The 24,061-nt window shown below is 48.7% G+C and carries 30 protein-coding genes, 1 tRNA gene and 1 other annotated feature; of the genes, 29 read left to right on the top strand and 2 right to left on the bottom strand.

Annotated elements, in window-relative coordinates; genetic code table 11:
* The first annotated feature begins 14 nt into the window (after positions 1–14).
* The 3 genes from M3M35_RS00990 to M3M35_RS01000 are packed head-to-tail and all read left to right on the top strand — an operon-like array spanning position 15 to position 1,630.
* On the top strand, positions 15–263 hold the full coding sequence (locus M3M35_RS00990) for a YqgQ family protein (RefSeq protein ID WP_252750165.1): 249 nt from the start codon (positions 15–17) through the stop codon (positions 261–263).
* Entirely contained in the window at positions 238–1,200 is a 963-nt protein-coding gene (locus tag M3M35_RS00995) for an ROK family glucokinase (RefSeq protein ID WP_252750166.1), read from the top strand. The genes M3M35_RS00990 and M3M35_RS00995 overlap by 26 nt, the downstream gene beginning before the upstream one ends.
* Positions 1,201–1,252: 52 nt before the next feature.
* Complete coding sequence (locus M3M35_RS01000; RefSeq protein ID WP_252750167.1) at positions 1,253–1,630, top strand: rhodanese-like domain-containing protein; 378 nt, start codon at positions 1,253–1,255, stop codon at positions 1,628–1,630.
* A gap of 246 nt (positions 1,631–1,876) precedes the next feature.
* On the opposite strand, the gene M3M35_RS01005 is transcribed toward M3M35_RS01000, so the two are convergent.
* Positions 1,877–2,053 carry a DUF3042 family protein gene (locus M3M35_RS01005; protein ID WP_252750168.1) on the bottom strand — a complete coding sequence of 59 codons (177 nt, stop codon included), beginning with the start codon at positions 2,051–2,053 and terminating at the stop codon, positions 1,877–1,879.
* A 99-nt stretch (positions 2,054–2,152) separates the two neighbouring features.
* On the opposite strand from M3M35_RS01005, the gene miaA reads away from it, so the two are divergent.
* The 24 genes from miaA (at position 2,153) to M3M35_RS01125 (ending at position 21,519) form a co-directional block, all read left to right on the top strand.
* Positions 2,153–3,079, top strand: coding sequence for a tRNA (adenosine(37)-N6)-dimethylallyltransferase MiaA (miaA, locus tag M3M35_RS01010; RefSeq protein WP_252750169.1), 927 nt, complete (start codon positions 2,153–2,155; stop codon positions 3,077–3,079).
* Entirely contained in the window at positions 3,069–3,605 is a 537-nt protein-coding gene (locus tag M3M35_RS01015) for a hypothetical protein (protein WP_252750170.1), read from the top strand. The genes miaA and M3M35_RS01015 overlap by 11 nt, the downstream gene beginning before the upstream one ends.
* A gap of 41 nt (positions 3,606–3,646) precedes the next feature.
* Positions 3,647–3,720 (top strand) — tRNA-Arg (locus tag M3M35_RS01020).
* A gap of 88 nt (positions 3,721–3,808) precedes the next feature.
* Positions 3,809–3,882 (top strand) — a sequence feature (ribosomal protein L21 leader region).
* 17 nt (positions 3,883–3,899) lie between these two features.
* Complete coding sequence (gene rplU, locus M3M35_RS01025) at positions 3,900–4,208, top strand: 50S ribosomal protein L21 (protein WP_252750171.1); 309 nt, start codon at positions 3,900–3,902, stop codon at positions 4,206–4,208.
* 2 nt (positions 4,209–4,210) lie between these two features.
* Complete coding sequence (locus tag M3M35_RS01030) at positions 4,211–4,528, top strand: ribosomal-processing cysteine protease Prp (RefSeq protein WP_252750172.1); 318 nt, start codon at positions 4,211–4,213, stop codon at positions 4,526–4,528.
* Between the two features lie 26 nt (positions 4,529–4,554).
* Positions 4,555–4,851 carry a 50S ribosomal protein L27 gene (rpmA, locus tag M3M35_RS01035; RefSeq protein ID WP_252750173.1) on the top strand — a complete coding sequence of 99 codons (297 nt, stop codon included), beginning with the start codon at positions 4,555–4,557 and terminating at the stop codon, positions 4,849–4,851.
* A 114-nt stretch (positions 4,852–4,965) separates the two neighbouring features.
* Positions 4,966–5,529 (top strand): elongation factor P, encoded by a 564-nt coding sequence (gene efp, locus M3M35_RS01040; RefSeq protein ID WP_252750174.1) that lies wholly within the window; start codon positions 4,966–4,968, stop codon positions 5,527–5,529.
* A 24-nt stretch (positions 5,530–5,553) separates the two neighbouring features.
* Positions 5,554–5,991 (top strand): Asp23/Gls24 family envelope stress response protein, encoded by a 438-nt coding sequence (locus tag M3M35_RS01045; protein ID WP_252750175.1) that lies wholly within the window; start codon positions 5,554–5,556, stop codon positions 5,989–5,991.
* Positions 5,981–6,379, top strand: coding sequence for a transcription antitermination factor NusB (gene nusB, locus M3M35_RS01050; RefSeq protein ID WP_252750176.1), 399 nt, complete (start codon positions 5,981–5,983; stop codon positions 6,377–6,379). Before M3M35_RS01045 ends, nusB begins: the two co-directional genes overlap by 11 nt.
* A gap of 75 nt (positions 6,380–6,454) precedes the next feature.
* Positions 6,455–7,306, top strand: coding sequence for a bifunctional 5,10-methylenetetrahydrofolate dehydrogenase/5,10-methenyltetrahydrofolate cyclohydrolase (locus M3M35_RS01055; RefSeq protein WP_252750177.1), 852 nt, complete (start codon positions 6,455–6,457; stop codon positions 7,304–7,306).
* On the top strand, positions 7,307–8,668 hold the full coding sequence (gene xseA, locus M3M35_RS01060; RefSeq protein ID WP_252750178.1) for an exodeoxyribonuclease VII large subunit: 1,362 nt from the start codon (positions 7,307–7,309) through the stop codon (positions 8,666–8,668).
* Positions 8,655–8,948, top strand: a complete 294-nt coding sequence (locus M3M35_RS01065; RefSeq protein WP_252750179.1) for an exodeoxyribonuclease VII small subunit — start codon at positions 8,655–8,657, stop codon at positions 8,946–8,948. The genes xseA and M3M35_RS01065 overlap by 14 nt, the downstream gene beginning before the upstream one ends.
* Entirely contained in the window at positions 8,948–9,802 is an 855-nt protein-coding gene (locus tag M3M35_RS01070; RefSeq protein ID WP_252750180.1) for a polyprenyl synthetase family protein, read from the top strand. Before M3M35_RS01065 ends, M3M35_RS01070 begins: the two co-directional genes overlap by 1 nt.
* A 10-nt stretch (positions 9,803–9,812) precedes the next feature.
* Positions 9,813–10,631 (top strand): TlyA family RNA methyltransferase, encoded by an 819-nt coding sequence (locus M3M35_RS01075; protein WP_252750181.1) that lies wholly within the window; start codon positions 9,813–9,815, stop codon positions 10,629–10,631.
* Positions 10,632–10,663: 32 nt separating this feature from the next.
* Positions 10,664–12,370 (top strand): DNA repair protein RecN, encoded by a 1,707-nt coding sequence (recN, locus tag M3M35_RS01080; protein ID WP_252750182.1) that lies wholly within the window; start codon positions 10,664–10,666, stop codon positions 12,368–12,370.
* A 69-nt stretch (positions 12,371–12,439) separates the two neighbouring features.
* Positions 12,440–13,057, top strand: a complete 618-nt coding sequence (gene gmk, locus M3M35_RS01085; RefSeq protein WP_252750183.1) for a guanylate kinase — start codon at positions 12,440–12,442, stop codon at positions 13,055–13,057.
* Positions 13,057–13,254 (top strand): DNA-directed RNA polymerase subunit omega, encoded by a 198-nt coding sequence (gene rpoZ, locus M3M35_RS01090; RefSeq protein ID WP_252750184.1) that lies wholly within the window; start codon positions 13,057–13,059, stop codon positions 13,252–13,254. Before gmk ends, rpoZ begins: the two co-directional genes overlap by 1 nt.
* Positions 13,255–13,367: 113 nt before the next feature.
* A complete protein-coding gene (coaBC, locus tag M3M35_RS01095; RefSeq protein WP_252750185.1) occupies positions 13,368–14,564 on the top strand; it encodes a bifunctional phosphopantothenoylcysteine decarboxylase/phosphopantothenate--cysteine ligase CoaBC in 1,197 nt (398 codons plus the stop codon).
* Positions 14,565–14,598: 34 nt separating this feature from the next.
* Positions 14,599–17,007 (top strand): primosomal protein N', encoded by a 2,409-nt coding sequence (gene priA / locus M3M35_RS01100; protein WP_252750186.1) that lies wholly within the window; start codon positions 14,599–14,601, stop codon positions 17,005–17,007.
* A 9-nt stretch (positions 17,008–17,016) separates the two neighbouring features.
* On the top strand, positions 17,017–17,964 hold the full coding sequence (gene fmt / locus M3M35_RS01105; protein WP_252750187.1) for a methionyl-tRNA formyltransferase: 948 nt from the start codon (positions 17,017–17,019) through the stop codon (positions 17,962–17,964).
* Positions 17,951–19,291: a 16S rRNA (cytosine(967)-C(5))-methyltransferase RsmB gene (gene rsmB / locus M3M35_RS01110; RefSeq protein ID WP_252750188.1), complete on the top strand. Its 1,341-nt coding sequence runs from the start codon at positions 17,951–17,953 to the stop codon at positions 19,289–19,291. Before fmt ends, rsmB begins: the two co-directional genes overlap by 14 nt.
* A gap of 5 nt (positions 19,292–19,296) precedes the next feature.
* The gene (gene rsgA / locus M3M35_RS01115; protein ID WP_252750664.1) at positions 19,297–20,196 is read left to right on the top strand and encodes a ribosome small subunit-dependent GTPase A; all 900 of its coding nucleotides are present in this window, start codon (positions 19,297–19,299) and stop codon (positions 20,194–20,196) included.
* 1 nt (position 20,197) lies between these two features.
* Positions 20,198–20,857: a ribulose-phosphate 3-epimerase gene (rpe, locus tag M3M35_RS01120; RefSeq protein ID WP_252750189.1), complete on the top strand. Its 660-nt coding sequence runs from the start codon at positions 20,198–20,200 to the stop codon at positions 20,855–20,857.
* Positions 20,858–20,859: 2 nt separating this feature from the next.
* Positions 20,860–21,519, top strand: a complete 660-nt coding sequence (locus M3M35_RS01125) for a thiamine diphosphokinase (RefSeq protein ID WP_252750190.1) — start codon at positions 20,860–20,862, stop codon at positions 21,517–21,519.
* A gap of 66 nt (positions 21,520–21,585) precedes the next feature.
* Here M3M35_RS01125 and rpmB read toward each other — a convergent pair whose 3' ends face one another.
* Entirely contained in the window at positions 21,586–21,771 is a 186-nt protein-coding gene (gene rpmB / locus M3M35_RS01130) for a 50S ribosomal protein L28 (protein ID WP_252750191.1), read from the bottom strand.
* 193 nt (positions 21,772–21,964) lie between these two features.
* Between rpmB and M3M35_RS01135 the strand changes: the two genes are divergently transcribed.
* Together M3M35_RS01135 and M3M35_RS01140 are read left to right on the top strand one after the other, a co-directional pair.
* Complete coding sequence (locus M3M35_RS01135; protein ID WP_252750192.1) at positions 21,965–22,327, top strand: Asp23/Gls24 family envelope stress response protein; 363 nt, start codon at positions 21,965–21,967, stop codon at positions 22,325–22,327.
* Between the two features lie 32 nt (positions 22,328–22,359).
* Positions 22,360–24,057 (top strand): DAK2 domain-containing protein, encoded by a 1,698-nt coding sequence (locus M3M35_RS01140; RefSeq protein WP_252750193.1) that lies wholly within the window; start codon positions 22,360–22,362, stop codon positions 24,055–24,057.
* Positions 24,058–24,061: the final 4 nt, after the last annotated feature.

A 24,061-nucleotide genomic window follows, 5' to 3' on the forward strand; every position in this document is an offset into this window, starting at 1 on the left:
CGAGGTGACCAGTGATGAAGAATTTATATGATGTTCAACAGCTATTAAAACGGTTTGGAATTTATGTCTACGTGGGGAAACGCATTTGGGACATTGAAGTGATGGCCCTCGAGTTAGATCATTTGCATGAGGCACGCGTGATTTCCCAAACGGAGTTTACCGCTGCGAAGTTGGTTTTAAAGCACGAACATCACCTTGAAGCTACCAAAGCACAGCAAATAACTGGAGGATTAGAAGATGGCAAAAAACTTAATTGGAATTGATTTAGGTGGAACTACCACGAAAATGGCGTTCTTAAACCAACAAGGTGAAGTCTTAGAAAAATGGCGCATCTTAACTGATGTGAGCGATAACGGCAGTCACATTGTTGAAAATATCGTTAAATCAATTAGGCAACACATCGAAGATTCCGGTAAAACTCCCGCTGATTTCATTGGAATTGGGATGGGAACTCCCGGAACGGTTGATCGTGAAAACGGAACGGTTTCTGAAGCCTATAACTTGAACTGGGCGGCGACCCAACCGGTTCGGCAACAAATTCAAGAGGGCCTTGGTTTACCCTTTGATTTAGATAACGATGCGAACGTTGCCTCCCTCGGTGAATACTGGAAAGGGGCCGGAAGTCTCGAAGAAGACGTGGTCTTTGTGACCCTTGGAACTGGAGTTGGAGGCGGTGTGATTGCCAACGGCAAACTGCTCCATGGGGTGAACGGTGGGGCCGGTGAAATCGGTCACATTGCGGTGCAACCAGATGGCTACCTGTGTACCTGTGGCAAGCGGGGGTGCTTAGAAACCTATGCGTCTGCTACTGGAATTGTCCGCGTGGCTGCTGATATGGCTAAGACCTTCAACGGAACTTCACGGTTAGCAGAATTAGAACAAACTGATGAAAAAATCACCTCGAAGTTAATTTTTTACTTGGCTGATAACGGCGATATCTTGGCTAACCAAGTAGTTGACCGGATTTGTTTCTACCTTGGCCTGGCTCTGTCGGCCATCGGGAACACGTTGAATCCGGCTAGTATCGTAATTGGTGGGGGAGTTTCCAACGCGGGAAACACCCTGTTACAACCAACGACTAAGTACTTCCAGGAAAATGCCTTCCCATCCATTCGGGATACAACGAAGCTCAAGTTAGCCGAACTAGGAAACGATGCGGGAGTCATTGGAGCTGCTTCAATGGCCTTACAATTTAGATAAACTGGAGTGAATGTTAATGATCGCTGCAAGTGGTTTCACCAGCTCACTGCTCATGGTTTTAATTGCGTTACTACTGGTAATCGCAATTATCGCCGGTCTCCGTTACTGGCGGATTTGGCAGGTGAAAAAGTACACCCAGTTTCTTTCGGAAGCTGAGTTTCAACGGGGAATTCGGACGGCGCAGGTGGTTGACCTGCGTGAAGCGCAAAGCTTTACCAATGGGCATATTTTGGGAGCTCGGAACATTCCGTATGCGTCACTAAAGCTGACGTATCAGGATTTACGTCCAGATTTACCCGTGTACCTGTATGACCAAACTAAAGTTTTAAGCGTCCAAGCCGCTAAGTTCTTGCATCAAAAGGGGTTTCAAAAATTAGCCCTTTTGGATGAAGGGTACCAAAAGTGGGACGGTAAGGTTAAAAAAGGATAAATCCCGGTGCGAGTGTGATGCTCACGCTGTAGCATGAATGGATGTGAACAGGCCCTCTTCTGGTTCTGAACCAGTAGGGGGCCTGTTTGGATATTAAGGAAAGTCACTGCCTAGCACCAAATGAGTGAACAAAAAACCCGGAGTTAGATAATCATCTCTAACTCCGGGTTTTTATACTGGAGAACTCAATTAGCTCTCCTTGATTCTGCTTTTGCGCTTGCAATCAGCAAATTAGGCTGGTAAAAACTAGCCCAAGTGGGAAGATCCGGCTTTCCGCATCACTTTTTTCCGATTTTCATCGGCCTTTTCTTCTTGGTTTTCGATGGGTTCAACGACGGTCTTTTTGAATGAGAATAATGCCCCCGCTGCCAAACCGAGTACGGTCGCAGCACCAGCTGCAAATCCTTTACCAAATTTATTCATTGGGAATGACCTCCTTTTTAATCACTGTTCTTTCCTTGTCTATTATGCTCGAATTGCGGTAAGATATCCAGTATCAAAACCTAATAAAGTGAGAAGATCATGAAACCAAAAGTTTTAGCCGTCGTTGGTCCCACGGCCGTGGGTAAAAGTGCGCTGGCAATTACGTTAGCCCAACGATTTAACGGTGAAATTATTTCAGGGGACTCCATGCAGGTTTACCGGCACTTAGACGTGGGGACAGCCAAGGTAACGGCTGCGGAACAAGCGGTAGTTCCGCACCATTTAATTGATATTTTAGATGTCCATGAGCAGTATGGGGTGCAGCGCTTTGTGGTCGATTGTACCCGGGCAATTACGGAGATTCGAACCCGCGGGAAGCTCCCGATTATTGTTGGGGGAACCGGGTATTACCTGCAAGCGTTATTCCAGGGATTACAACTCGGCGGCCAAGCGAGCTCCGACCCTGCGGTTCGAGCGGAGCTAGCCGCGGAGCAGCACCGCCTAGGGGCCCAAGCAATGTGGGCCCAGTTACAGCGCGTGGATCCGACTGCGGCTGAAAACATCGATCCGCACAACGAGCGCCGGGTCCTTCGTGCCTTAGAAATCTACCGGGTGACGGGTCACAAGCCGTCGCAGCAGCCAGAAGCGCCAGCCCCCTTTGATTCCCTAATAATTGGGCTTAATTGTGAGCGCCAGTTGTTATATCAGCGGATCAATCAGCGGGTTGATGAGATGGTTGCCAACGGTTTGGTGGCTGAAAATGAGTGGCTCAGGGATCAGGGTCCGGATGTGCCAGCGTTAAAGGGGATTGGGTACCGTGAATTTATCCCGTACTTCGCGGGGACTCAGGATCTAGCCACGACCGTTACGAAGATTAAAACCGATTCGCGTCACTATGCTAAGCGGCAGTTAACGTGGTTTCGAAATCAGATGGACGTTCAGTGGTATAACTTAGTGGAACATCCTGAGCAGCAGGCACCGCTCGAACAGGCAGTTACCAAATGGAGGCAAACACATGACGTTTAAGGATTTACAAACGCTCAGTTTAAATTATTACCAACAACTTGATGTTAAAAACCATACGATGTGGCAACAGCCGCGGCATCAAACCGCTGCCTTAGTTAGTCTAGAGGTTCAACTGGCAAACTTTGCGCAGGCGACAGGATTAGAAACGGGGGTCGTAAACCACCCTCAGTTGGCACCGCGCGCCACCCAGTTAGAGGAGTTTACGAAGTGTCTCCGGACGTTCTTTTTGGTCGCCAATCTCTTGAACTGGAATGAACTATGCCAGCCAACGGAGGAGCAATTAACCCGGTTATCTAACTTAACTCCAGATGAACCCAACACGCGGGCAACGCTGTACTTAATGGTCAATCGCTTGGTCTTGACGGCCTACTATGAAAAGCAGGCCACCGCGTTTCAGCACGCATGGAGTTTGTTTTTGAAGTGGGGATTGGTTGATAGCGGTTTTTCAATCGCTCAGATTACGGCAACCCTGCAACAACAGTTAGCCGCGTTACAGACCCCACCAGCTCCGGAAAATGGGCGTTGACTTACTTGCCATTAATCAATATAATGGTTACTGGTAATGACGTCGCAGTAGCCCAGTTGGATAGAGCAACGGTCTTCTAAACCGTAGGTCGAGCGTTCGAGTCGCTCCTGCGACATGCTAATCACTTCACTTGGTGAGGTGATTTTTTAGTTTGACAGATTAGCCAAAGTTAGCTATACTCAGTTTGTTGTACTTGTGGACTTCCACAGCTACAACCGCACAGTGTAAGTTTTAAGTTCGATTTCGACGCTTATCTCTGGCGAGTCTAAGCAATTATAGAGGAGGTGCATTGATATGTACGCAATTATCGTTACTGGCGGGAAACAATATAAGGTTGCCGAAGGGGAAACCATCTTTGTTGAAAAGTTAGACGCTCAACAAGGTGACCAAGTAACCTTTGACCAAGTTGTTTTTGTTGGCGGAGATAACCCGAAGGTGGGAACTCCCCTTGTTGACGGTGCTTCAGTTGAAGGATCAGTTGAAAAGCAAGGCAAAAACAAAAAGATCACGATTTTCCGTTACAAACCAAAGAAGGGGGCCCAATCCAAGAAGGGTCACCGTCAACCTTACACGAAAGTTAAGATTGAAAAGATTAACGCTTAATTATGATTAAAGCGCATTTTACAACTGAACAGGGTGTGATTACCGGCTTTACCTTAGCTGGTCACGCTGATTCAGGTGAATATGGGCATGATCTTGTTTGCGCGGCGGTCTCAGCTCTAGCGATTACGACCGTGAATGGGCTAGAAACCGTGGCCCAGTTGCAGCCAGTTGTGGATCAAGACGCTACCAACGGTGGTTATCTTCAGGTTCAAGTGGGTGCAGCAGCTACTGATCAGCGTGGACAAGCATTACTGCAAAGCTTTAAAAATGGAATGACTGAGATCGCGATGCAATATCGGGACTTCGTTACAATTAAATAATCTCTTAATTTGGAGGTGGATGACACATGCTTAAAATGGATCTACAATTCTTCTCTCACCATAAAACTGGTGGTTCTTCATCTAATGGTCGGGATTCTGCTGGTCGTCGGTTAGGAACTAAAGCTGCCGATGGCGCAACGGTTACGACCGGATCAATCATTTACAGACAACGTGGAACTCGGATTTACCCAGGTAAAAACGTCAAACGTGGTTCAGATGATACTTTATTCGCATTAGTTGATGGAATCGTTCGGTTCGAACGGTTGGGCAGAAGCAAACGTCAAGTTTCTGTTTACCCAGCAGCTGAAGCTGTTAATAAGTAAATAAAGATTCGAGGCCCGCTTACGGCGGGCCTTTTTTATTACCAGTTGGCTGTTTTACTTGCACCACACTGGCTAGTATTGATATGATAATGATGAATTAAATGGAGGGTGCTTATGGCTATTTCAACAGCAAAGTTTAAAACGGGATTAACAATTGAAGTCGATAACGCAATTTGGAAGATCATTGATTTCCAACACGTTAAACCAGGAAAAGGGGGCGCCTTTGTTCGGACGAAGCTAAAGAACTTACGGACGGGAGCTGTCCAAGAAAAAACGTTCCGTTCTGGGGCGAAGGTTGAAAAGGCTGAAATTGAAACCAAGAAAATGCAGTACCTGTACGATGATGGGACGGGTCTCGTTTTCATGGACGTTGACACCTACGATCAAATTACGATTCCTCGAGAAGCAGCTGAATCGGCAATGCCGTACTTACAACCGAACATGGAAGTTCAAATTGTGCAGTACCAAGGGGAAACAATCGGAATTGAAGTTCCTAAAACGGTAACCCTTGAGGTTGCTGAAACGGAACCAGGCATTAAAGGGGACACCGCTTCTGGTGGTTCCAAGCCAGCTACGATGACGACGGGCTTAACGCTCCAAGTTCCATTCTTTGTGAACCAGGGAGATAAACTGGTAATCAATACTACCGATGGCACTTACATCTCACGTGGTAAATAATTAATTAAATTGGGGGTACCAACCATGGCAGCTGAGGAACAGTTTATTACGTTAGCAACACGAAAAGATGATTTAGGTCAGATCAAAATTGCACCCCAAGTAATTGAAGTGGTTGCTGGAATCGCGGCCATTCAAGTGGATGGAGTTAACCGGATGCAGGGTAACTTCTCGACGAGTGTGAAAGGCCTGTTTGGTAGAAAAGAACGGACGCAGGGGGTGAAGTTGCTCCTTGATGATCAGGGTCAACTTAACATCGATGTGTACGTCTACTTTGATTATGGCGTTTCTGTTCCCCAAGTCGCTTTGCAAATTCAAGAACAGGTTCGGCAACAACTCCTCGTGATGACCGACTTACACGTACTCGCTGTCAATGTTCACGTTGAAGGCGTTGTGCCAGAGCGCACCCCCAAGGTTGATACCGACCTTTTGTTCAATAGTGATGGAGAAGACCGTGAAAATTAATCGACACCAAACGCGGGAGTTAGCGTTTCAAACGCTGTTTGCTTTGGAAAGTAATCAGGAAACTCAGCCCCAGGCGTTGTTTGACGAACTAACGGCTGGGCAAGTGGACGAGCTGCCGCCGTACTTTACCACCCTAGTAACTGGTGTGCAGCAGCATGCTACGGAGCTAAATGAACTAATTCAGACCCATTTAGCGGCTAAATGGACGGTGGATCGGTTGAATAAAGCTGATTTAATCATTTTACAATTAGCGGTATATGAGATTAAATTTAGCGAACAAGTTCCCCGAAACGTTGCCATTAATGAAGCCTTAGAACTAACGAAACAGTTTAGTGACGATCAAGCAACTAACTTTGTGAACGCTGTGCTAGATCAAATTACCGAATAGAACCCATTGTGGTTCTATTTTTTTTGCGTTAGTTTATGCTAAACTTAAACTAACTTGGAAAGGGAGGGCCCACGAATGGTGAAACTAATTGACGGACGGCAAGTGGCACGGGTGCTGAATGCACAAACCCAGACCCGGGTGGCAGCGTTACGGAAGCAGGGAATTGTGCCCGGCTTAGCGGTGGTCTTAGTGGGCCACGACCAGGCTAGCGAACGGTACGTTCGGATGAAAGAAAAAAAGGCTCAGTCACTGGGAATTTATTCGGTGTTAAAGCAATTACCAGCGGATAGCACGCAGGCAGAAGTGCTTCAGACCGTTACAGGATTGAATCAAGACCCTCGTATCACAGCCATTTTGGTGCAAGCTCCGCTTCCGCCCCAAATTGATGCGACCCAGGTGTTTGGCGCGATTGATCCGGCTAAAGATGTCGACGGCTTTCATCCAGAAAACGTCGGCAAATTGTACCTGAACCTTCCCGGACCCTATCCCGTGGCCTGCACGCCCCGTGGCATTATGACGTTGTTAGCAGCTAATCAGGTACCCTTGCAGGGGGCGAACGTCGTTGTGCTGGGTAAAAGTGCCATCGTGGGAAAACCGTTGGCAGCCCTATTACTGAATGCGGGGGCGACGGTTACGGTCTTACACAGTCAGACCAAGGAACGCGAGGCCTTTTTAAGTGCTGCCGACGTGGTGATTTCAGCGGTGGGGCAGGCCCATTTGTTAACTGATGCTGATTTTCAACCCCACACAACCGTGATTGACGTCGGTCAAAATTTAGATGAAAATGGCCGGCTAGTTGGGGATGTGGACTATTCCGAGGCATCTGTTAACATTGAGCAGATCACCCCGGTTCCCGGGGGAGTGGGACCCATGACGATTGCCACGTTAATGCAACAAACGGTTGAGATGAGCGAATGGAGCAAGTAAATGCAACATGAATATTTAACGGTAACGGCATTAAACCAATACATTAACCAAAAATTTGAACGCGATCCTTATTTAAAACGAGTTTACCTGACGGGAGAAATCTCGAACTGGCGCAAGCGACCGGGCCATCAATATTTTAGCGTGAAAGATGATCAGTCCGTAATTAGTGCCGTGATGTGGAAGGGTCAGTTTGCCAAAATTAAATTCACCCCGGAAGAGGGGATGAAAGTCTTGATTACCGGACGGATTTCAACCTTTCCCCGGAGTGGACAATATCAAATCTACGTGGAGGGCATGGAGCCGGATGGAGTTGGAAATCTCTACATTGCCTACGAACAATTAAAGCAAAAATTATATCAAGCCGGCTTGTTTGATCCAGAACATAAGCAGGTCATTCCCCGGTATCCACAACGCATTGCGGTCATTACCTCACAGAGTGGGGCGGTAATCCGCGACATTATTGACGCCGTCCGCAAACGCGATCCGAAAATTCAAATTGTCCTATTCCCGGCGGCCGTGCAGGGAGATAAAGCAGCCCCAGAAATTGTGCAACAAATTGAGCGGGTTAATCAGATCGGGGGCTTTGATACGCTGATTATTGGTCGGGGTGGAGGTTCGATCGAAGATTTGTGGCCCTTTAACGAGGAATCAGTGGCGCAAGCCATCTATGCGAGTCAGGTCCCAATTATTTCTTCGGTCGGTCATCAAACTGACAATACAATTGCTGATTTCGTGGCAGACATTCGCGCGTCAACTCCAACCCAAGCGGGGGTGTTAGCCTCCCCGGTGTTGAGTGAGGTAATTGCACAGTTACGCACGGAACAGGCGGCGTTAGAAAGCAACATGAATCACATTCTCCGCTTGCAACAACAACGTTTAGACCAGTTGCAACAAACGTACGTCTTCCAACAGCCCCAGCGTTTATATGAGACGTACGTTCAGCAGTGTGATCAACTAACGGAGCGCTTGCAAGCGACAATGCAGCAACGCCTGACGCAGGAACAGAACCGGTTAAACTTAGCTACGAATAATCTCCGGTCCCATTCACCGCAAACCATGATTCAAAGTAACCAGCGGGAACTAGCCTACCAAACCCAAAATTTACGCCAGGCGATTACCCAACTGGTCACCGAGGACCGAGACCGGTTAGCCAACCAGGTGGCCGCTCTCGATCATTTAAGTCCTCTGAAAATTATGAGTCGGGGTTACAGTCTGGTCCACGACCACCAAGATCAGTTGGTAACGACGATTGACCAGGTCCACCCCGGTGAACAGGTCACCATTGATTTCAGCGATGGGACGGCGACGGCAGACGTAACTGAAGTTACTAAGAACAAAGGAGTTCACGATGGCAAACACTAAACCTACTTTTGAAGAGAACATGCAACATTTAGAACAAATTGTGCAAGAATTACAGGCCGGCAACGTTCCGCTTGAAAAGGCCCTGAGCGAATTTCAAACGGGCGTTAAATTAAGTCAAACGATGCAAAAAACGCTCCAAAATGCAGAAGATACGCTGACCAAGATGATGACTCCGGACGGAGAAGAAGTTCCGTTTAAGCGGGATAAGGGTTATGAAGCCCAAGCAGAGCAAACCGATCAGCAAGCTGAGCAACAATCAGATCAGGATCTGCCTTTCTAATGAATGCGGACGAAAACACCCTAACCAACTTTACGGAACAGTATCGGCCACAAATTGAACAGACCCTGGCGACGATTGTGCAACAAGAGGCCAGTCAGCCGACGTTGCAGCAGTCGGAAGCTTATTCATTACTAGCCGGAGGGAAACGGTTACGTCCGTTGTTAACGTTGGCGACGCTCCGGAGTTTAGGTCAGCCGATTCTGCATGCCCAACTTGTGGCCAGTACCGCTGTGGAATTGGTGCACACGTACTCACTGATCCATGACGATTTACCAGCTATGGATGATAGTGATCTACGTCGCGGTAAGGCTGCGAGTCACAAACGGTTTGGGGAAGCCCAGGCCATTTTGGCTGGCGATGGACTCCTAACGGATGCCTTTGCCGTGTTAAGTAAGTGTGGTTTACCAGCGGAGCAAACGACGGCACTGGTTGGGCAGCTGGCGACGGCAGCGGGCTCGCACGGCATGGTGGCCGGACAAATGTTGGACATTGAAGCCACGGGCACGTCGTTAGCGCTAGATGACCTGCGCACATTAGACCGGCAAAAGACGGGGGCGCTCTTTTATTACAGTGTCATGGCCGGGGCCATCATGGGCCAAGCAACGGACCCCCAGCAACGCTCACTAGCTCAATTTGCGTGGAATTTTGGCGTGGCCTTTCAAATTTATGATGATTTACAGGATGAACAAGTTGGAACTAATGAAGATGCAGGTAAAAATAGTTACGTGCAGTTACTAGGAAGACCGGCCGCAACTCAGGTTCTAGCAGAAACGGTAGCTGCGGGGGCAGCCGCCGTCGCTGAGTTGGAGCATCCAGAGTTGTTACGCGCGTTTTTAACGTATTTTAAAGGATAAGGAACAAGGGATGGCAAAAGAAAAAGAACGAATTGACGTGCTCTTGGTACAACAGGGGTTATTTGCAAGCCGCGAACAGGCCAAGCGGGCGGTGATGGCCGGGGAAGTCCTCGGCAAAAACGAGCAACGCCTCGATAAACCAGGGGTGAAGATTCCGGTTGAAACTGAATTGCACCTTAAGGGGAACGTGATGCCCTATGTCAGTCGGGGAGGCTTAAAGTTAGCCAAGGCGTTGGATCAGTTTAAAATTGACGTGACGGATCAAGTTGTCTTAGACATCGGCTCTTCCACCGGGGGCTTTACCGACGTGATGTTACAAAAAGGCGCCCGCTTAAGTTACGCACTTGACGTGGGGACTAACCAGTTGGTGTGGAAATTACGGACCGATCCCCGGGTAATTGTGATGGAAAATACCAACTTTCGGTATAGTCAACCAGCGGATTTCACCGCTGGGTTGCCAACCTTTGCCTCGATTGACGTCTCCTTTATCTCGTTGCGACTGATCTTAGCCCCTCTAAAACAAATCTTACAGCCCCACGGGGAAGTGGTGGCGCTCATCAAACCTCAGTTTGAAGCCGGCCGGGAACACGTTGGCAAACATGGAATTGTCCGGGATCCGGCGGTGCACCGGGTGGTAATTGAAAAGGTCTTTTCGTATGCTACGACGGCCGGGTTTTCGGTGCTCAACCTGGATTTTTCGCCGATTACGGGTGGCGAAGGCAACGTTGAATTTCTGGTGCAGTTACAATCCACGGCGCAACCGACGATTAACCCCCAAATTTCAATCAGTGCGGTACAAGACCGGGCGTACAAAACCCTCCAAAATTAAACTTAGTTAGAATAGTAAGAGAAGGTGAGCGTGTGCTAAAGGAAATTTCCATTAAAGATTTCGCTATTATCGACCAGTTGGCAGTTAACTTTGCCACGGGCATGACGGTGCTGACCGGAGAAACCGGAGCTGGAAAATCAATTATTATTGATGCCGTTGGCTTGTTAGCGGGAGGCCGAGGGTCGCAACATTTCATTCGAACGGGCGCGAACAAAACGGTCTTACAGGGGTTGTTTCAGGTCCCACGGGATGGAATCGCGGAACAAAAATTAGATGAATTTGGCATTGATCATAGTGATGATAACGTGATCTTGCAGCGCGAGTTGTACCGAAATGGGCGCAATATTTGTCGGGTAAACGGCATGCTTGTCAATACGACCACGTTGAAACAGATCGGGGAAACCCTCGTTGATATTTACGGGCAAAATGAACACCAGGCCCTCATGCAGAGTGACCAACACCTGAACCTGTTAGATGAATTTATCGGCAAGCGGTTGCAACCGACCCTGACAGACTACCAAGCGAACTTTCGGACCTATCAGCAACTCCAGCAACAGTTACGCAATCAGAGTCAAAACGAAAAAGCCCGTGCCCAACGCTTTGACATGCTACAGTACCAAGTTAACGAGATTGAAAAAGCGGATTTAACTCCCGGAGAAGAGGAAGAATTACTACGGGAACGGGATCGGTTAAACAATTTTCAGACGATTAGTAACAGTTTGAACCAGAGTCTCGCTGACATTGAGGGGGATGAGAACATTAGCCCCCTGGATATGATTGGGGAGTCGATGGGTGCGATTGAAGCGGTTGAACGCCTGGGAGACGAGTTTAAGCAAATTGCTGAGAACGTAAAAGGGGCCTACTACATGTTGCAGGATGCCACGGGCGAAATCACCAATCAACTGGATTCGTTGGAGTTTGATCAGGGCCGCTTAGATGAGGTCGAGGCGCGGTTAAATACAATTTTTGAACTGAAGCGAAAATACGGGGATTCCATTGACCAAATCTTAGCGTACTACAATCAAATTTCGGCAGAACTGGCAGACATGCAGGCAGAAGATCAGAGTGGTAACGATTTAGAGGCGCGGTTAAAAACCACGCGGGCCACTTTGAACGACCTGGGGGAAAAGTTACGGAAGATTCGCCACCAGGGAGCCAAAGAACTAACCCAAGCAATTCACCACCAGTTAGCAGACTTGTACATGGATAAAACCGAGTTTGAAGTCCGGTTTAATAGTTTACCAGCGGGCCAGTTTAACTCCCGGGGGATTGAAACGGCCGAATTTTACCTGCGGACTAATCCTGGAGAGGCAATGCTGCCACTCAATAAAATTGCTTCCGGAGGAGAACTCTCCCGGATTATGTTGGCGTTAAAAACCATTTTCTCAAAGGTTCAGGGAGTCACTTCCATTATCTTTGATGAGGTGGACACGGGGGTTTCAGGACGCGTGGCGCAGGCCATTGCCGATAAGATTCATGGCATTAGTTTGAAATCCCAAGCACTTTGTATTACCCATCTACCCCAAGTGGCTGCCATGGCAGACCATCAAGATTACATCTCCAAGCACGTTGATCAGCACGGTCGGACGGAAACCAGCATTGAACCAATCACAGGGCAAAAACGGGTTAATGAACTGGCGCGTATGCTTGCTGGGACGACCGTTACGAAATTAACGCTTGAACACGCCCAGGAGCTTTTGAAATTGGCGGATAAAGCGAAACAAGCGGCCCAAACTTAGCCTATTGATTATTTGCCTAAAAACCGCCATAATACCAATAATAAGTATTTTGATGAAGGAGCGGTTTAATTGGCAAAAAGAGGGATGTTAATTGTTCTTTCTGGCCCATCCGGGGTTGGAAAGGGAACGGTTCGCAAGGCCTTGTTTGAGGATCCAAACGTTGATTTCAACTATTCGATTTCAATGACAACGAGAAGTCCCCGGGATGGGGAACAAAATGGGGTAGATTACTATTTTGTTTCCAAAACGGAATTTGAGGATCACATTAAAAATGGGGAAATGTTAGAGTACGCGAAGTACGTTGATAACTACTATGGAACGCCGCTAAACTATGTGAACGAACAATTAGATGCTGGACACGACGTCTTTTTGGAAATTGAAGTGAACGGGGCGTTGCAGGTTCGGGCAAACTGTCCCGATGGCATCTTTATTTTCCTAACCCCACCAGACATTAAGGAACTCCGTAGTCGGTTGGTTGGTCGCGGAACCGATGCACTGGAAGTCATTAACAAGCGGATTCAAACGGCGACGAAGGAAATTCATATGATGCAAAACTATGATTATGCGGTGGTAAATGATAAAATTGACAACGCTGTTAATCAGATTAAAGATATTGTTCGCAGTGAACGCTTAAAAGTTAAACGAGTGATGCCAGATTATTTGGCTAGTTTAGGAGATGAAATCTAATGTTATATCCATCAATTGACGAATTGTTAGAAATTGTGGACTCCCGTTATTCATTGGTAATGCTTGCCAGTAAACGGGCCGAAGAATTAGACCAGGGGGCAGCACCGCTTTTGGATCACTATAAAAATTCCAAGTCCGTTGGCAAAGCCCTCGAAGAAATTGCCGCTGGCGTTTTAAAGATTGAAACAGAAGGCTAATTTGAACTAAAGCAGACCATGCGTGCGGGGGACCCCGATCAACGTAGTGGTCTTTTTTATTCTTAAAGGATTCGATACGGTATAATTAGGGTAATTATGAAGGAGAATGAGCGATGAACGGGGAAAAAATCACGTTATACGTTACCGGCAGTATTGCCGCCTATAAGGCGGTTTCTTTGCTGCGGTTATGTCAAAAAGCGGGGGCAGACGTGCGCGTGGTCATGACCGAAGCGGCGACCCGCTTTGTTACTCCCCAAACGTTTGCGGCGCTGTCCGGTCATTCTGTCCTAACGGATGCTTCAGCAGCCCACCTAGAGACAATTGCCCACGTCGAATTAGCGCAGTGGGGGACTTATCACGTCGTGGCGCCTGCGTCGGCTGATTTTATCGCGAAGTCCGCCGCTGGAATTGCGGATTCGGTGGCATTAACGACCTATCTGGCCGCCCGGGGACCTAAACTCGTGGTGCCGGCGATGAACGATGGGATGTGGGATAATCCGGCCACCCGCAGAAACATTACTCAGTTACGCCAAGACGGGCAACAGGTGCTAGATCCCGCGACTGGGTTATTGGCAGAGGGCTACGCGGCCAAGGGGCGGATGGCTGAACCAGAAGTGATTATGACGGCCCTCCAGCAGTTACAGGGTCAACCGCAGGACTGGGCTGGCAAACACCTGTTGGTAACGGCCGGGGGCACCCAGGAAGATTTGGACCCGGTTCGCTATTTGTCGAATCGCTCGTCGGGTAAAATGGGGTACGCCTTGGCGAACGCCGCTAGCCAGCGGGGGGCACAAGTTACGTTGCTAAGTGCCAACGTGAACTTACCAACCCCCACCGGCGTGAAGGTAATTCCAGTTCGCACCGCGGCTGATCTGAAGGATCAACTCCAGCAGTTATTTCCCACGGTGGATGGCCTATTGATGGCCGCCGCTGTAAGCGATTTTCGCCCGGTTCAAGTTGCCGAGCACAAGCTTAAAAAAACGGCCGATGGGGAGGAAATTACCCTCCGGTTCCAGCAAAATCCGGACCTCCTCAAACTAGTTGCGGCGCACAAACGCCCCAACCAAGTGGTGGTAGGATTTGCAGCGGAGACTCACGATTGGCGCCAAAATGCCCTGCACAAGTTAGCGGCCAAACAGGCGGATTACATCGTTTTGAACGACGTCAGTAATCCCGCCATTGGGTTTAATAGTGACGATAATCAGGTGACCATCTTTGGGGCCGATGGGTTTCAAGAACAGACCCCCGTGGAAACTAAGGATGCCATCGCCGACCACATTTTAACGGTGATTAACCCGAAAGATCATTAATGACTGAACACCTTTAAGAAAGGAGGGAGTGGTAATGCCGAGCGCAGCCGTAATTGTAGATGTTCCCACCATGCAAACCAATTTTCCGTATTCGTATGCCATTCCCCCAGAACTTCAATCACAATTGCAACCTGGCCTGCGGGTGGTAGTTCCCTTTGGAGCGGGAAATCGCCAGGTGGAAGGTTTTGTCGTGGGCTTACAGGATGATGATGCAAAGCATCCGACAGACGAACTCAAACCAATTACACGACTGATGGACCTAACCCCAGTGGTCAACCAAGAGCTCCTCGAGCTCTCTGATTGGTTAGCCCAACGGACTTACTCCTTTCGCATTAGTTGCCTGTTGACGATGTTACCAAACGTCATGAAGGCTAAGTATCAAACCACTGTTGCCCCGGTTCCGCCGGTGCAGGATCAGTGGCTGGCCAAGGTATTTGCCGACCAACAGGAACTCCCGCTTGATCAAACCCACTTTACGAACCGTGAAGTAGCTCGGTTAACCGAACTCCGAAAACAGGGGCAGGTGGAGGTTCATTATCACGTTAAAAACCAGGCCAAACGGAAAACGGAAGTGGCAGTGGTGAACCAAATAACAGACTTTTCGCGCTGCGCTACAGAAATTCGAAAAAATGCGACGGGCCAACAAGCCCTGCTCCACCAACTAGAGCAACAGCCAAAGACCCCGCTCCGCCAACGGGAGCTAACCAAAGTTCCCGGGATTTCTGCAGCCGTCATTAAAACGTTTGCGGACCGGGGCTGGGTGCGGAAGGTGACCGTGGAGCAGTATCGAAACCCTTACGACCAACCGCGCCACCCAGATCAGCCGCAACCATTGACTCCCGATCAGCAACGTGCCGTTACACCCATTAACAAGGCCATTCGTGACCAACAGAGCACGGTTTTCCTACTGGAAGGGGTTACTGGATCAGGAAAAACGGAAGTTTATTTACAAACAATTCAACAGGCGTTAAATCAGGATGAACAGGCGCTAATGTTAGTGCCAGAAATTGCGTTGACTCCGCAGATGGTGACCCGCGTTAAAAATCGCTTTGGCGATCAAGTTGCAATTTTGCACAGTGGGCTGTCAAACGGAGAAAAGTATGATGAGTGGCGCAGAATTAACGCTGGTGCCGCGCAGGTAGTGGTGGGGGCGCGGTCCGCCGTCTTCGCTCCCTTACCCAAGTTGGGACTCATCATTTTAGATGAGGAGCATGATCCGAGTTACAAGCAAAGCGATAACCCCCGTTATCACACCCGGGACGTGGCCATTTGGCGGGCCCAGTATCACCACTGTCCGGTCGTTTTGGGGAGCGCCACGCCGTCGTTAGAATCTAGAGCTCGGGCGGAAAAGGGCCGGTACCAACTGTTGCAATTGCCGCATCGGATTAACCAGCAACAGCTCCCAGCGATTCAGATTGTTGATATGACCGCCCCCTCTGAACACTATGGCGATTTGTTTTCTCAAGAGTTGGTGACGGCGCTGCAAAGTACGCTAGCCCGCAAGGAACAGGTGGTGTTGCTATTGAACCGCCGGGGCTTTTCGTCATTTATGCTGTGTCGTGATTGTGGGTATGTTTTAAAGTGCCCGCACTGTGATATTTCGTTAACGATGCACCTAGATTCACACACGATGAAGTGCCATTACTGTGGCTTTGAAACGGCGATTCCGAACGAATGCCCTCAGTGTCATAGTCGGCACATTCGTTACTTTGGGACGGGGACGGAGAAAGCAGAACAGCAGTTACAGCGCTTAATTCCCCAAGCCCGCATCCTGCGCATGGATGTGGATACCACCCGCAAGAAGGGTGCCCACCAACGAATTCTGAGCCAATTTGGGGACCAACAGGCGGATATTTTGCTGGGAACCCAGATGATTGCCAAGGGGCTTGATTTTCCCAACGTTACCCTCGTGGGGGTGTTGAATGCCGATACGGGCTTAGATCTACCTGATTTTCGTGCGAGTGAACGGACCTTTGACCTCTTGACCCAGGTGGCCGGCCGGGCTGGTCGAGCCGAGAAGGCGGGACAAGTCATCATTCAAACCTTTAATCCCCAGCATTATGCGATTCAGTTAGCCCAACAGCAAGACTATGAGGCGTTTTTCCGCAAGGAAATGCAACTACGCCATTTAGCGGGCTACAGCCCGTATTACTTCACAGCTCAGATTACGGTTAGTGCACTGGTGGAGAAGGACGCCGCCCAGGAATCCTACCGGATTTTGCAGTTACTGCAGCAGAATCTCGCCAAAACGACAGAAGTGCTTGGACCGACCCCGAAACCGATTGCAAGAATTAAGAACCGATATTACTATCAAATTATCATTAAGTATAAGCACGATGAGCAGTTAGCCCCGACTCTGACGCGAATTCAAGCAATCTCGCAAAAGGAAGTGCGCAAGGGGCTGCGGATTGCCATTGATTCTGACCCCGTTAATTTTATGTAGGAGGACCACATGGAACGAGTAGTATTTATGGGAACCCCTGAGTTTAGTGTTCCCATTTTAAAGGCATTACATGATCATTATGATGTGATTGCGGTTGTGACCCAACCGGATCGCCCCGTCGGTCGGAAACGCACGTTGACGGCTTCGCCAGTCAAACAAACGGCGTTGGAATTAGGCTTACCCGTTTTGCAGCCAGAAAAACTCGCGGGCAGTCCTGAACTAGACCAAATTGTCGAACAACACCCCGACTTTATTATTACCGCGGCTTACGGTCAGTTTTTACCCACCAAGTTGTTGAACGCGGCCCAAATTGCAGCGGTGAACGTCCACGGGTCGTTATTACCGAAGTACCGGGGCGGGGCCCCCGTTCAATACGCGATTATGAATGGGGATCAAGTAACTGGAGTTACGATTATGTACATGGTGAAAGCGATGGATGCCGGAGATATTTTGGCGCAGGAGACCGTTCCGATTACAGATCAGGATGACACCGCCTCGATGTTTGCCAAGTTAAGCCTGGTGGGACGGGATTTACTGTTAAAAACGTTACCCAAACTCGCTAAGCACCAAATTACCCCGCAAAAACAGGATGAAGCGCAGGTGGTTTTTTCGCCCACGATTAAACGGGGTGAGGAACAACTGGATTTTCACCAGCCCGCGCGGCTCGTGGATTGTAAGGTACGGGCGTTACGTCCCAATCCCGGCGCGTATGCACTGGTTCATGGGCAACGCTATAAGGTGTGGGATGTTACGGTCCTAGATCAAACCACGGACCTGGCACCCGGACAGGTCGTTAAGCGTACCAAGCGAGAACTGCAGCTAGCTGCGGGAGCAGGTACCGTTTTACAGGTTAACGAAATTCAACCGGCCGGCAAACCACGGACGACCATCCAAGCGTTTTTAAACGGGAACCAACAATTACAAACAGGAGACCAATTTATTGATGACCACGAATAAAAGTAACCCCCGAGCCTTAGCGGTTGAAACGCTAGAGCGCGTTCAAAACGGAGCGTATTCTAACCTGCAAATTAACAACGTGATTACCACCAGTACCATGTCGGAAAAAGACGTGCGCTTGTTTACAAACATCGTGTACGGCGTCATTCAGCATAAGTTGACGCTGAACTATTATGTGGATCAGCTCGTTCAGCATACGGACAAATTACAGCCGTGGGTACTCGCTTTGCTAGATAGTGCTCTGTACCAGATGATTTATCTTGATAAGGTTCCCAACCGGGCAATTTTTGACGAATCAATTAAAATTGCGAAGCAACGTGGCCACGATGGGATTCGACGGTTAGTAACCGGGGTGTTACATACGGTTGGCCGCCGGGGCCTTCCAGACCTAAACCAGATTCAGGATCCCGAGCAACGTTTAGTGATTGAAACCAGCACTCCCCAGTGGTTAGTGGAGGCGTTACAAGCCCAACTGGGGAACGACCGGACAAACCATTTATTAGCCACGATTAATCAACCAGCGCACCAGTCAATTCGGGTTAACCGGCACAAAACAACGCCAAATGAGCTACAGGAAAAACTAGAAGCAGCTGGCTTTACGGTCCGCCCCAGTACGGTTGCAGCAGATGCCTTAGTAGTCAGTCATGGTGTTGCCGCGCAGTCAGAGTTATTTCAAGCGGGACTCTATACCATTCAGGATGAAAGTGCGATGTTACCGGTCCAAGCGCTCCCGCTGACGGGGAGTGAGCTGGTCCTTGATGCCTGTGCGGCTCCCGGTGGAAAAACGACGCAACTTGCGGAACAACTAACGAGCGGGCGGGTAATTGCATTGGATTTACATGCCAAGAAATTACGGAAGATTCACGAAAACGCGGAGCGCCTGGGCGTTGCGGATCGGATTGAAACCCAGGCCTTGGATGCCCGGCGAGTTGATGAGGTCTTTGCCGATCAGACCTTTGATCACATCTTAGTTGATGCACCGTGCTCGGGACTAGGCTTAGTCCGTCGCAAACCAGAGATTCGGTACGAAAAATCAATGGCGGATGTTAGGCATCTAGCAACCATCCAACAGGCAATTTTGACGGCGGTGGCCCCTAAGGTGAAGGTCGGAGGCACCCTGATGTACAGTACCTGTACCATCTTGAATCAGGAAAATCGGGAGAACGTTAGCGCCTTTCTTGCTACCCATCCTAATTTTGAACCAGTGGTGGTACCTACGGCGCACCAGTTAAAACCGGACCGCGCAACACCAGACCTAGCGATTTATCCAGATGACTACGCCTCTGATGGCTTTTTCATTGCTGGATTTAGAAAGGGAAGCGAATGACAGACCTGCAAACCGGAAAGATTTATCAATCCTTAAGCGGCTTTTATGACATTGAGGTCGACGGAAAAACCTATCGGACCCGCGCCCGGGGGAATTTTCGCAAACAGCAAATTAAACCACTGGTCGGTGACTGGGTCGAATTCACCGCTCCTAATCAGCAGGAGGGGTACATCTTAAAGGTTCACCCCCGTGAAAACGAATTGGTGCGGCCCCCGATTGCTAATACTGACCAGGCATTTGTGGTTACTTCTGCCATCGAACCGGACTTTTCCGCTAGTTTGTTGGACAAAGAACTGGTTGCCTTAGAACGGGAACACATTCGGCCCATTTTGGTGTTTACAAAAGTTGATTTGCTCAAGGAAGGCGCTCAGGAACACTTTTTAACGGAGGTGGTCCAGCGTTATCATGACCAAGTTGGTTATCCCACAATCGTTGCAACGGCTGAGAACGCAGACGAGCAACTCCGAGCGGTATTGCCGAAGCGTCAAACGGTGGTTCTCGGTCAAACGGGGGCTGGAAAGTCCACGTTGCTAAATCATTTGGACCCCACGTTAAATCTAGCGACCGGAGCAATCTCACAGGCCCTTAGCCGGGGGAAACACACTACGAGAAAGGTCTCCTTGGTTACCATTAATCACGGATTAGTGGCCGATACCCCGGGCTTCTCGTCCTTTGATCCGATGAACATTACGGCAACCACCCTAAAGAATTATTATCCTGATTTGGTGCGGGTGGCCGTTAATTGTAAATTTCGGGAATGTTTACACATTAATGAACCCGGTTGCGCCGTGAAGCAGGCGGTAAAAAATGGTACAATTTTAACGAGCCGATATGAAGATTACGTAGACCAATATCAGACCATCAAGGCCCAAAAACCGGTCTACCGACGGAAAAGGGGAAATTAACATGATTAAAGTGGCACCATCAATTCTAAGCGCAGATTACGTGAACTTACAAAGTAGCATTGAGAAAGTCGATCAAGCTGGAGCCGAGGTGCTCCACATTGATGTGATGGACGGACTCTTTGTGCCTGCCATTTCCTATGGTCCGAACTGGGTCAAGGCCATTCGCCCCATCACGAACATGGAATTAGATTGTCATTTGATGATTGAAAATCCGGAGCGGTACGTTGACACCTTTGCTAAGAACGGTGCTGATTTAATCGGAGTACATGTCGAAGCAACGCCTCACATTCACCGGGCGCTGCAAATGATTAAGCACCAGGGAGTGAAGGCTGAAGTGGTTATCAACCCAGGAACGCCGGTTAGTGCCATTGAACCAGTCTTATACATGGTCGACCAAGTCTTAGTAATGACAGTTAACCCCGGATTTGGAGGCCAACAGTTCATTCCAGAAACGATTAACAAGATTAAATCCTTAAACCGGCTGCGCAATGAACACGATAATTATGATTTCACCATTGAAATTGATGGTGGCGTGAACGACCAAACGGTAGTTAAACCGTATGAAGCAGGTGCAGACGTTGCCGTGGCGGGCTCGTACGTGTTCGCAGCTCCCAATCCAGCCGACCGGGTGCAAGCGTTAAAGCACGCTACTGACTTTTAACGATGGCTACGCAACCAATTCCCCGGGTTAATCTGTTGGCGGGGGGACCAGCAACTGAGTGGCCACCGGCTTTGCAGGCGGAACTCAGTCAGGCACCCTGCGTGGGGATTGACCGAGGCACGCTACATTTATTAGATTTGGGCATTACACCGGTCGCAGCGATTGGTGATTTTGACTCCATCACGGCCACTGAACTGGCGACCGTGCAAACACAGGTCGACGTGGTGCACCAATCGAGTCCGATTAAGGATCAAACGGACACGGAACTGGCACTGCAGTTTGCTGGGGAACAGTTCCCAGCTGCGCAGTTGTACCTGTATGGGTTTTCTGGAGGCCGGTTGGATCAATTGCTCACTAATCTCTTGATGGGATACCGACCGTTCTTACAGGGCGTGGTCGAACGCTTGACATTACAGGACGCTCAAAATTGGGTCCGGTTTTTCCGCCCCGGAACGCATCAGGTAACCTGTCAGGTTGGGATGAAATATCTGGATTTTGTCGCGTTAGAACCAACCACGTTGACGTTACCAGATGAGAAGTACCAACTAGACCGCTTTGCGGTTACCCGGCCGACGTCCTTTTCCAGTAATGAATTTATGGGGCAGACCGCGCACTTTAACTTTGACCGTGGTCTGTTGATGGTCATTCAAAGCCATGACTAAAACAAAAGCGCAACCACTAAAAGTGGTTGCGCTTTTGTTTTAATTAATTAAAATTTAGACTGAAACCTATACTCGTTTGAACTTACCTGATCTTAAGGTTCTGGCACTTAACCAAACTTTCTTTGGTTTACCATCAACTAAAATCCGGACTTTTTGTAAATTTGGCTTCCAACTACGTCTAGAAGCGTTCAAGGCGTGTGAACGACGGTTACCAAAGTGGGTTCTTTTCCCCGTTAAAGCATCTTTAGCCATGAAAATCCCTCCTTTATCATAAAATAAAGCGTAATTAGCTATATGACTAATCTAGCATAACGAGGGCCAAATTGCAATCTTTCTTTCAAGTAATCTTACTTGACAGTAAAAAAGGGAATGTTTTGGGTTTTTAAAACCAGTATGGTAATATATAGTATCGTGAGAAACTCGTTAAAAAGGGGAGATGCATCCGATGGCTGTAAAAATGAACACGAAGTATGGATCTATCGACATTGACAACGATGTAATTGCTACGGTGGTTGGCGGAGCCGCTACCGATAACTACGGGGTCGTCGGCATGGCAAGCCGTAACCAAATTAAAGACGGAATGAATGAAATTTTACGTCGGGATGCTTACTCCCGCGGAATCATTGTCCGCCAGGTCGATGATGAAATTCAGGTTGATGTTAATATCATCGTCAGTTATGGAACCAAGATTTCGGAAGTTTCCCGAACGGTTCAGGCCAAAGTTAAGTACAACTTAGAAACGATGTTAGGGGTAACCGCTGACTCCGTTAATGTATTTGTACAGGGAGTTAAGGTCATTAACGACTAACAAGTTTGAATTAAGAGGGAGATTGGATAATAGTGTCAGTAACGAAGATTACTACTAAAGAGTTCGACCAAATGGTTCAAGCTGCAGCGGTCGTCCTTCAAAATAATGCAGATTTTATTAATTCTTTAAATGTCTTTCCCGTTCCGGATGGAGATACGGGGATGAATATGAGTTTATCCTTTGCGAGTGGCGCAAAGTACGTTGCGAAGGAACAGGGAGCCAGCGTTGGTGCCCAAGCAGCCGCCTTAGCAAAGGGATTACTAATGGGCGCCCGGGGGAACTCGGGGGTTATTTTGTCCCAAATTTTTCGGGGGTTTGCGAAGGACGTGGAAGGCAAGGAAACCTTGTCAGCGCCTGAATTTGCAGCTGCTGTGACGGCCGGTGCCAAAACAGCGTACAGTTCCGTGATGAAACCAACGGAAGGGACGATTTTAACCGTCATTCGGTTTGCTGCCAATGCCGGCCGTAAAGCCGCCGAACAAACTGATGATCTCGGCATCGTGAGTGATGCCATTAAACAGGGCGCCCAAACGGCGTTAGCGAAAACACCAGAGTTACTGCCGGTCCTAAAACAAGTTGGCGTTGTTGATTCAGGAGGTCAAGGATTAACCTTTGTGTTAGAGGCATTTGCTGACATCTTGAACAACCGGGAACCGTCTGATGACGTCCACGCGAAGTTTAACGTCGAAGCCAATAAAATGGATGAGATGGTGAAAAAGTCTGATCATGCAAGTGCTCAGGGACAACTTAATCCGGATGATATTGTGTACGGTTACTGTACCCAAATGACCGTTCGGTTTGGTAAGGGGAAAGAAGTGGATCAGCCGTTTGATTACGACCGCTTCTATAATTATTTGGCGCCCCTCGGCGACTCCTTATTGGTAATTAACGATGATGAAGTGGCGAAGGTCCACGTCCATACTGAACAACCAGGGAAGGTTTTAGCCTGGGGGCAAAAGTTTGGGGACTTAATCAACGTTAAGATTGATAACATGCGAGAACAACAAGAAGCCATCATGGAAAATGATGAAACTGAGACTCCCGCGCAAGCTCCGGAAACACCAGCCGAGCCGACCGAAATGGCTGTAATCGCTGTGGTGGCAGGGGCCGGCTTGGAAAAACTGTTTAAGAGTCTGGGCGTCACCTCCATCATCAGTGGTGGTCAAACCATGAATCCTAGTACGGAAGACATTGTGAAGGCTGTTGATGCCACCAATGCTAAGCACGTACTCGTGCTGCCAAACAATAAAAACATCTTTTTGGCAGCGGAACAGGCCACTGATTTAACGGCCGTTCCGATGAAAGTCGTCCACACCCAAACCATTCCGCAAGGATTAACGGCGATGTTTGCTTACAATCCGGAAGCTAGTTTAACTGATAACCAAGCAGCCATGGAAGCCTCCTTAGCAACGGTTAAGAGTGGGCAGGTAACGACTGCCATCCGGGACACGGAATTAGACGGTTTAACCATTAAAAAGGGTAGTTTCATGGGAATCGTGGATGGTCACATCCAAGTTACTGCTGACAGCCTCGATGAAGCCGCTGTGAAAATGACGGCAACGATGTTAGATGCAGACAGTGAAAACGTGACAATTATTTACGGAGAAGGGGCAACGCAAGCCGATGCCCAAGCGGTTGCAACGGCTGCCGCCGACCACGATGATGAATTAGAGATTGAAGTTCACGAAGGTGATCAACCGGTTTATCCATTGCTCATCTCAGTTGAATAACACG

The organism is Fructilactobacillus myrtifloralis (assembly GCF_024029335.1).
Taxonomy (GTDB): Bacteria; Bacillota; Bacilli; order Lactobacillales; family Lactobacillaceae; genus Fructilactobacillus; species Fructilactobacillus myrtifloralis.

Coding starts and splice junctions, on each gene's coding strand:
- rpe (WP_252750189.1), top strand. CDS start 20,198: ATGATTAAAGTGGCACCATCAATTCTAAGCGCAGATTACGTGAACTTA.
- fmt (WP_252750187.1), top strand. CDS start 17,017: ATGGAACGAGTAGTATTTATGGGAACCCCTGAGTTTAGTGTTCCCATT.
- M3M35_RS01125 (WP_252750190.1), top strand. CDS start 20,860: ATGGCTACGCAACCAATTCCCCGGGTTAATCTGTTGGCGGGGGGACCA.
- M3M35_RS01005 (WP_252750168.1), bottom strand. CDS start 2,053: ATGAATAAATTTGGTAAAGGATTTGCAGCTGGTGCTGCGACCGTACTC.
- rpmA (WP_252750173.1), top strand. CDS start 4,555: ATGCTTAAAATGGATCTACAATTCTTCTCTCACCATAAAACTGGTGGT.
- xseA (WP_252750178.1), top strand. CDS start 7,307: ATGCAACATGAATATTTAACGGTAACGGCATTAAACCAATACATTAAC.
- M3M35_RS00990 (WP_252750165.1), top strand. CDS start 15: ATGAAGAATTTATATGATGTTCAACAGCTATTAAAACGGTTTGGAATT.
- M3M35_RS01070 (WP_252750180.1), top strand. CDS start 8,948: ATGAATGCGGACGAAAACACCCTAACCAACTTTACGGAACAGTATCGG.
- M3M35_RS01030 (WP_252750172.1), top strand. CDS start 4,211: ATGATTAAAGCGCATTTTACAACTGAACAGGGTGTGATTACCGGCTTT.
- efp (WP_252750174.1), top strand. CDS start 4,966: ATGGCTATTTCAACAGCAAAGTTTAAAACGGGATTAACAATTGAAGTC.
- rpoZ (WP_252750184.1), top strand. CDS start 13,057: ATGTTATATCCATCAATTGACGAATTGTTAGAAATTGTGGACTCCCGT.
- rpmB (WP_252750191.1), bottom strand. CDS start 21,771: ATGGCTAAAGATGCTTTAACGGGGAAAAGAACCCACTTTGGTAACCGT.
- miaA (WP_252750169.1), top strand. CDS start 2,153: ATGAAACCAAAAGTTTTAGCCGTCGTTGGTCCCACGGCCGTGGGTAAA.
- rplU (WP_252750171.1), top strand. CDS start 3,900: ATGTACGCAATTATCGTTACTGGCGGGAAACAATATAAGGTTGCCGAA.
- M3M35_RS01075 (WP_252750181.1), top strand. CDS start 9,813: ATGGCAAAAGAAAAAGAACGAATTGACGTGCTCTTGGTACAACAGGGG.
- M3M35_RS00995 (WP_252750166.1), top strand. CDS start 238: ATGGCAAAAAACTTAATTGGAATTGATTTAGGTGGAACTACCACGAAA.
- M3M35_RS01045 (WP_252750175.1), top strand. CDS start 5,554: ATGGCAGCTGAGGAACAGTTTATTACGTTAGCAACACGAAAAGATGAT.
- coaBC (WP_252750185.1), top strand. CDS start 13,368: ATGAACGGGGAAAAAATCACGTTATACGTTACCGGCAGTATTGCCGCC.
- rsmB (WP_252750188.1), top strand. CDS start 17,951: ATGACCACGAATAAAAGTAACCCCCGAGCCTTAGCGGTTGAAACGCTA.
- priA (WP_252750186.1), top strand. CDS start 14,599: ATGCCGAGCGCAGCCGTAATTGTAGATGTTCCCACCATGCAAACCAAT.
- M3M35_RS01000 (WP_252750167.1), top strand. CDS start 1,253: ATGGTTTTAATTGCGTTACTACTGGTAATCGCAATTATCGCCGGTCTC.
- M3M35_RS01055 (WP_252750177.1), top strand. CDS start 6,455: ATGGTGAAACTAATTGACGGACGGCAAGTGGCACGGGTGCTGAATGCA.
- M3M35_RS01135 (WP_252750192.1), top strand. CDS start 21,965: ATGGCTGTAAAAATGAACACGAAGTATGGATCTATCGACATTGACAAC.
- M3M35_RS01065 (WP_252750179.1), top strand. CDS start 8,655: ATGGCAAACACTAAACCTACTTTTGAAGAGAACATGCAACATTTAGAA.
- M3M35_RS01015 (WP_252750170.1), top strand. CDS start 3,069: ATGACGTTTAAGGATTTACAAACGCTCAGTTTAAATTATTACCAACAA.